The sequence below is a fragment of the bacterium genome, from assembly GCA_021372615.1.
GTDB lineage: Bacteria > Armatimonadota > Zipacnadia > Zipacnadales > UBA11051 > JAJFUB01.
The window spans coordinates 61687-69177 of sequence record JAJFUB010000132.1; the positions used below are offsets into that span (position 1 = coordinate 61687).

General features: G+C 68.7%; 4 protein-coding genes. 1 reads left to right on the plus strand and 3 read right to left on the minus strand.

All coding sequences use genetic code 11. The annotated features are described in order from the left end of the window. Window positions 1–59 precede the first annotated feature (59 nt). Window positions 60–815: a LamG domain-containing protein gene (locus LLH23_19775; GenBank protein MCE5240707.1), complete on the minus strand. Its 756-nt coding sequence runs from the start codon at window positions 813–815 to the stop codon at window positions 60–62. Next, window positions 805–3708, minus strand: a complete 2904-nt coding sequence (locus LLH23_19780) for a carbohydrate binding family 9 domain-containing protein (GenBank protein ID MCE5240708.1) — start codon at window positions 3706–3708, stop codon at window positions 805–807. Before LLH23_19780 ends, LLH23_19775 begins: the two co-directional genes overlap by 11 nt. A 76-nt stretch (window positions 3709–3784) precedes the next feature. Here LLH23_19780 and LLH23_19785 point away from each other — a divergent pair, with 76 nt between their 5' ends. Further along, window positions 3785–4501, plus strand: a complete 717-nt coding sequence (locus tag LLH23_19785) for a methyltransferase domain-containing protein (protein MCE5240709.1) — start codon at window positions 3785–3787, stop codon at window positions 4499–4501. A gap of 217 nt (window positions 4502–4718) precedes the next feature. On the opposite strand, the gene LLH23_19790 is transcribed toward LLH23_19785, so the two are convergent. Further along, window positions 4719–7400, minus strand: coding sequence for an insulinase family protein (locus tag LLH23_19790; protein MCE5240710.1), 2682 nt, complete (start codon window positions 7398–7400; stop codon window positions 4719–4721). Window positions 7401–7491: the final 91 nt, after the last annotated feature.

Genomic DNA, 7491 nt, shown 5'->3' on the forward strand with positions numbered 1-7491 from the left:
CCGCGCGCTCACGACGGGCAGGCGAGGCCGCCTTCCCTACTGGGAGGGGCGGAGGGGCGTCAGCGCATCCCTTGCGTGGCGGCGGCGAAGATCCCCTCTTCTGACAGCACAGTGTCGAAGATACGGATCTCATCCACCACGCCGTCGAAGGCGTACGCGTTCTTGCGGCCGATGTAGTTGCCGATGACCAAGGGGCGCGAGGCCGGCAGGATCGGCTGCGTCACCGCGCTCTCCCCCATCTGCTCGCAGTCCACGTAGACCGCGATGGTCTTGCCGTCATACGTGGCGGCCACATGGCTCCAGAGACCCGCGGGAACGGACCACTCGGGGCTGTACAGGCGCGTCTCGGACCCGTCCGCCGAGCCGTACTCGAAGGCCACGCGCGTCCAGAAGTAGCGCAGGCGCCAGCCGGGCCAGGGCGGATTGCCGCTGCGGTCGCCCTTGTTGCCGATGATCTCGTAGGTGGCGCCTCGCCCCGCCGGCTTGATCCAGGCCATGGCGGTGAAGGCGGCCGGAGCCGTCAGCCCCTCGACGTTCTTGATCTCCAGGAACTGCTCGTCTTTGGCCGCGAAGCGCAGGCCATGCGGGGTGATGGCGTCCACCACCTGCGGCAGGCGGCCCTCCAGGCCGTTCGCCACGGCGTCATGCCCGTGGCCGCTGCCATCGGCGACGACGCCGGCCCTGATCTCATCGAGGGGCCAGTGGGCGAGCAGCTCTGCCGAGGCCGACCCGGCCACGAACACCAGTGCCGCCAGGAGCCCGATGGCCGCCAGGCCGCACGGGCGGACAGGGACTGCGACCGGCTCACTTCGCATACGCCTCGACCTCCTGTAGGCCCGGCGTCTTCTGCTCGGGCAGCAGCTTCCCGGCGAGGATGCGCAGTGTCTTCACCTTGACCGGGTCGAACGACACGGTCAGCGGGCCGTCGCCGGCCAGCGTGCCCACGGTCTTCCACTCGCCCTCCGCGGCGCCGGGAACCTGCACCTCGGCAGCGGCGAGGCTGGTGGAGTACACCACCACGCGACCGATCTGCTGCTCGGCGGGCCAGATGAGCTGCAGCCACTGCTCACCCTTGGCCTCCTTGGCGTTCCAGCCCATGGAGGTGGTGATGCCATCCACGACGCGGTCAGGGTTGTTGCCATACACCGACCCGCTGGAGATGACAACGCGCACGCCGCTGTCCTCGAAGGCCAGGTTGCCGGGCTGCTTGCGCTCGCCTTCGGCTCTGGCGATGGTCTCGCGGGCAGCCTGGAGCGAGGCCCGGCCGGCCAGCGCCGTCCGGGTGGTGTAGATGTGGCTGTCGTAGATCTCGAAGCGATCAGTGAGCGTCCCGCCGTTGAGCGTGACACTGCGCCCCTCGGACACGACGGCCAACGTCGCCGGGGCACCCTTGAGGCTCAGGCTTACCTCCTGCGGCTCCGTCGCGGTGTTCACTGCGAAGATGAAGAGATCATTGCCGACGCGGCGCGCGGAGACGTGAAGGTGCTCGGGCTTGGGGGCTTTGACGGTGACCACGCCGGGGGCGTCGGGCGCCAGAACGGCTTCCTGCAGGTCCTTCATTTCGCGGGCGAGGAACGGCATTCCCAGGAACAGATCAGGGTAGTTGCTGATCTGCGAGTGGGTGTACCAGATGAACCCCTTGGCGCCGTAGACGGTCGCCTGGACGGCCTGGTTGCGCATCTCCATCAGGTTCGGCCCGCGGTTGCCGCTCTTGCCGTAGTCCCCGTAGTTGAAGGCCTGGGGTGTCACCCAGGCGGGCTTGCGGCCACCGGTCGCTTCGCGGACGGCCTGCATGAACTGCCCGGTCTTCTCGATGGGTGAGGCGGCCAGCCCGCCTTTGAGGAAGCACGGATACGGATCGGGCATCAGGACATCCCCGCCCCGCTCGTAACGGGCGATCCCGGGGATGGTGTCGTTGAGCATGATGCACGGGTGGTACGGGTCGGTATCGCGCACGACTTCGTAGATCTCCTGGGCGCGCTGGGGCAGGACGGGCCGCAGCTCCGGCTCGTCTGCCATGTACCAGGCGAACAGGCCGGGGTGGTCCATCAGGGCCTTCACCCGCCGCGTCAACTCGGTCTTCTCGGCTTCGTTGAGCGGGCGCTTCACATCCTCGTCCCGGTTCATGAAGGCCCGGCTGTAGGGGCTGAAGGTGGCGTAGGCGCCCTTCGCCGCCACTTCGTCCAACCACGCCCGTACCACGTCCTCGGCGAAGTACTCCTTGCTGTACGCCTGCAGGACCGTGTAGCCGTCTGCCGGGTCGAAGGTGGCCGGGGCCTGGCTGAACCAGCCGTAGGGCATGAAGGGCTTCCCGTTGTGCAGCAGCACATTGTGCTCATCCACGCGCCACTCGTGCCCATTGGGCGGCGGCGGGAGCTTGCGCAACGTCTTCTGCGCCGAGTGGACGACCTGCCCGCTCTTGTCCATGAGCGTCACGATCAGCCGGTAGTCCCCCACCTCCAGCTTGTCGGCGGGCAGGCTCATCATCACGGTCGGGGCCGCGGGCTGGGGCTTGGCGCGCGACACGGGCTTGGCCTCGGCGGGCGACTGGGCCCCGGCCGGCACCAGCACCGCGTGCAGCATCTTGCCCGCCAGCATCTCAGGCGCCAACGCCGACTGCACCGTGAACTGCACCTCGGCGATCTGCTGGCTGGCGTAGATGCAGTCGCGGTACGAGGGCTGCGTGATGTCAATGGCGAGGGGGGTATAGGTCAGCGTCAGCGGGAACTTGCGCACGCACAGCACCCGGTCGGGCTGCTGGCGGTCCACCAGCACCAGCCGTAGCGTCTGCGGTCCCTGCTCGCGCACCGGCACCCGGAAGGCCAGCTCGCGGCCCTGGGTGGCGTCGAAGCCGGCGGACACGACCCGCCCGGCGCTGCTGCCGGCCTTCGACACAAGCTCGGGCTTCAGGCGCACGAACCAGAACCGCCCGGTGTCATTGGTGACGTGCAGCTTGCCGGCATAGAACAGCCGCTCGCCCTCGGGCTGGAAGGCGGTCTCGTAGGGGTTCTTGACTGTCCACAGGAAGGGGCTGAGGTCCGCGCCCGGGAGCTTGAGCGTGGCATACAGATTCGGCTGGTGGAAGCCCCCGCGGCCCTCGGTGAAGCTCGACAGCTCCTGCTTGCCGGCCTGCCGCTCGCGCGCGACGTTGAGGGCCCAATCGCCCTTCGACAGGCTCGTGAGAGGCAGCTCCGTGAACGGGATGGCCACCTCCACCGTCCAGGAGGTCGGGGTCTTGCCGGTGGCGGCCTGCCAGTCCGCGTCCCATTCCGGGGTGCCCACATTGCCGCCCTGCCGCCGCTCGGCATCGTATAGCGTCCCCAACGGGTTGAGCGAGAAGTGGACATAGTCCAGCCGTGAGCTGCTCGGGACGATCATGAACTCGAACACATCATCCCGGTGGACGTGGCCGTCGCGCGCGGTCTCACGAGCGACCAGCTTGTCCATCTGCGGCTCCAGCAACTCGGCGGCCAGGTAGAGCTTCTGGTCATCGAAGGCGACCTTGAAGCGCGTCTGGGCCGTCGCCGGCCTGGCGCCTTCGCCCAGCAGCGTGAAGTTGCTATACCACTGCCCCTGCTGCCAGACGGCGTCATCGAGCTTGCCGTCCAGCATGGGGGGTGCGGTTGCCCTGATGGCGACAACGTCCGGCGCGGCCACGGCCGCGCCAGCCAGGAGGATTGCAGCTAGAAGCAGTGAATAGCGTGGCATCGCGATCTCCTTGAACAGGTTGCCGCCAGTTTCGCGTCGCGCGGCCGATCCCCTTCCCGCCCAGAAGGTGAGACCCATGTCCAACCGAGGGAAACTGCAGCGACGGTACGCGCAGATGGCTGAGGACGAGCGGGCTCGGCAGCGGGCACTGCACCTGGGGTACGACGAGGCGGAGTTGCGAGCCCTGCCGCCAGCGGCCGTCATCAGCTTCGGCTGCGGCAACCCCCTGGCGTTGGCGGAACTGCGTCCGGGGGAGGTGGTGCTCGATCTGGGCAGCGGTGTGGGGCTTGACGCGCTGCTGGCTGCGCGCCGGGTCGGCCCTACCGGGCGCGTCATCGGGGTGGATGCCACGCCGGAGATGGTCGGGAAGGCCCGGCGCAACGCCAGCCAGGCCGGTCTGGGGAACGTAAGCTTCGCCGTCAGTGAGATCGAGAGCCTGCCCCTGGCGGACGCGAGCGTGGATGTGGCGCTATCCAACTGCGTACTGAACCACTGCGCCGACAAGCTGAGGGCCTTCGAGGAGGTCCGACGCTGCCTGCGGTCCAACGGCCGGGCACTCATCACCGACTTGATGTTCGAGGGTGCGTGCGACCAAGCGCTGCTCGACCAGGTGGACCCCATCTGGCATGAATGGCTGAGACTGGCGTCCCCTGCGAAGGCCTACCTGCAGGCGCTGGACCGGGCCGGCTTCGCGGTGGAGGTGCTGGGCAAAGCGCCCTACCCGGCGGGCGAGGGTGACGCGCTGGCCGGGCAGGTCACCAACCTGTACCTCCGGGCCACGCGCCGCGACTAGCCGGCCACACAGAAGTCACGGAGTACGGGAGCCTACCCGATGGAGCGCGGCTCTCCAGAGCCGCATCGTCGTGGGCACGCGACGACCTACGCGCGTGGGGACACGCGCGCCCACGCGATCATCCCGCCATCCGTTCGCGGTCGGTGACCGCTCCCACGCCCTGTCCATCCCCCGGCCCTTCATCCCCTCATCGCCTCATCCCCCATCCCACCATCCCCTACCCCTGCCACTCCGGGCCGGCCACCACCCGCACGTGGGCGTCGGGGCGGAAGTACTTGCGGGCGGCTTCGAGGATCGCTTCCCGCGTCACGCCGCGGACCAGGTCGGGATAGCGCTCGTAGTAGTCCTCGCCCAGCCCCCACTTCTCGATGCTCAGGAGGCACCACATGATCTTGCTCTTGCCTTCCAGGAGCATCGCCAGGGAGCCGAGCAGGTTGGCGACCAGGTGGTCGTACTCCTCCTGGCTGACCAGCTCCTGCTGCATCTGGCGCGTCTGCTGGAGCATCGTGTCTGTGGCCAACTGGACGTTCTTGGGGTTGACGCCGGCCTGGGCGAACCACATGGCCGGCCCGTGCAGCTCGCCGCCGGCGGCATAGCAGTAGTAGGCCAGCCCCAGTTCATCGCGCACGGTCGCCCCGAAGCGCCCCATGAAGCCCAGTTGGCCCAGGATGTTGATGGCGAAGCTCAGGGGCAGGAAGTCCTCGTGGGGCCGGGGCACGCCGGTGGTGGCCATCACGATGTCACACTGGGTCTTGCTGGCCATGGGCACATCGCGCGTGACCATCTCGGCGGGAGGCTCGGCGGCCAGCTCGGGGAAGGCCGCCGGGGGCTGGGCCGGCTGCCAGGTCCCCAGACGCTCGCGGACCATATCCACGGCGCGCTCGGGATCCATATCACCGACCAAGACGGCGATGCCCCTGTCGGGGTGAACCGCCTCCCGATGGTAGGCCAGCAGGTCCTCGCGGGTTAGCGCCGCAATGGCCTCGCTCTCCCCGCGCTCCCAGGTGTGGTACGGGTGCCCGGCGGGGTACAGCAGCTGCCGCGCCGCCTTCAGCGCCACGTCGCGGGTGCTGTCCTCGTTCTCGCGCAACGAGGTCAGGATCTCCGACCGGACCTTGCCGATCTCCTCCTCGGGGAAGGTCGGGTTCAGGAGCATGTCGGTCGCAGTGTCCAGCAGCAGGTCGAGGTTCCCGCTGAGGGAGTTGCCGAAGAACTGGGTGCCCTCCACGGTCGAGCCGACCCCGAAGGTGGCCCCGACCCCATCGAGGGCCTCAGACAGCTCGCGGTAGGTCTTCGTGGTGGTGCCGCGCTCGAAGCTGGCGGCGGCGAAGCGCGCCCGGCCGGCCTGGGCAGCGGTGTCGAGCACACTGCCGCCCTTGAAGACGCCGCCGAGGGAGACCGAAGGCGTCAGTGACGACTGGCAGGCGACGACACGCAGACCGTTGTCGAGCGTCTCGCGCCGGGCCTGACGGAACATCTCCAGGCCGGTGTAGAAGAAGAACTGCTGTACGGCGGGGGCTTGTACCCCGCCCAAGGCCATGGCGGGCAGGGCGGGCAGTAGGGCAGGCGGCTCGCCTGCCCGCGCGGGCGAGCCGCCCGCGTTACTGGCGTCCTTCTCATCAGTCGGAAGGAACCACCCGGTGGTGCGGGTATTGGGCGTCAGATAGGTCTGGGCGACGCGCAGCACATCCTCAGCCGTCACCGCCTCCACCTTGCTCTCCAGCGTCGTGACATCGCGGTAGCTGCCGACCATCTCCGCCTGTCCCAGCAGGCCGGCGATGCCGGTGGCGCCCTCGCCGGTGTAGGCGACGGCGGCGCGAATCTGCGTCTTGGCCTTCTGCATCTCGTCCTCGGTCGGCGGGGCGGCCAGGGCCTCCTCAATGACCTTCAGGACGGCCTCCTCGATCCGCTCGGGCTCCACGCCCACGCGCGCAGTGACGAAGAAGTTCGCCAGGCCGGGGTCAATGCTCCCGGGTGTCAGACGGCAGCCCGCGCTGGTGGCCAGCTCGGTATCCACCAGAGCGCGGTACAGACGTGAGGTCTTCCACCCGCCGCCCCCGGGCGCCATCCAGGAGAGGCTGCCCGTGCCGCTGAGAATGGAGGTGAGCACGCGTAGGGCAGGCTCATCCGCGTGCCCGGCCTGGGGGATGTGGAAGGCCATGCCCAGGTAGGCGGCGGTGCCGGGGCGACGCAGCACGAAGCGCCGCTCGCCCTCCTGCGGCGGCTCGACGGAGCGGACCTCGGGCACGTCCGCATGGCCCGCGATGCCGCCATAGAGCCGCTGCACGTCGGCCAGCATGGCCTCGGTCTCGAAGTCGCCCACGATGAGCAGCACAGCGTTGTCGGGGGCGTAGAAGGACTTGTAGTGGCTCCACAGGTCGGCGTGGGTGATGCGCTGCAGGTCCGCCTTCCAGCCGACGACCGACCAGCGGTACGGGTGGGTGCGCAGGGCGGCCAGGGACAGCTCCTCGAACAGCAGAAACTGCGGGTAGTTCTCGGCGCCCTCGCGCTCGGAGATGATGACCGTGCGCTCGGAAGTGACTTCGTCGGGCTCGAAGCGGGCGCTGGCCATGCGGTCCGCCTCGATGCGCAGGCCCAGTTCGGCGTGGTCGGAGGGTAGCGTCTCGAAGTACACCGTGTAGTCCGTGCCGGTCATGCCGTTGTTCATGCCGCCGACGCGGGACACTTCCTTGAAGATGTCGCCCTTGCCGAACTCGGCGCCGCCCTTGAAGCACATGTGTTCGGTCCAGTGCGAGATGCCGGTGATGCCGGGGCGCTCATTGCGGCTGCCCACACGGTACCACGTCCACACGCTGGTGATGGGCGCCACCCGGTGCTCGACGGTCAGCACCTTCAGGCCGTTGTCGAGAATCGTCTCGCGTACGGGGAAGTCGAGCATGGGAGTTCCTTTCCGGACTGGCACAGAGCGAGAGGCGAGGCACAGCCGTGTGGGAGCGGTCACCGACCGCGACCCGTGGGCAGTCGCGGTC

Coding starts and splice junctions, on each gene's coding strand:
- LLH23_19775 (MCE5240707.1), bottom strand. CDS start 815: ATGCGAAGTGAGCCGGTCGCAGTCCCTGTCCGCCCGTGCGGCCTGGCG.
- LLH23_19785 (MCE5240709.1), top strand. CDS start 3,785: ATGTCCAACCGAGGGAAACTGCAGCGACGGTACGCGCAGATGGCTGAG.
- LLH23_19790 (MCE5240710.1), bottom strand. CDS start 7,400: ATGCTCGACTTCCCCGTACGCGAGACGATTCTCGACAACGGCCTGAAG.
- LLH23_19780 (MCE5240708.1), bottom strand. CDS start 3,708: ATGCCACGCTATTCACTGCTTCTAGCTGCAATCCTCCTGGCTGGCGCG.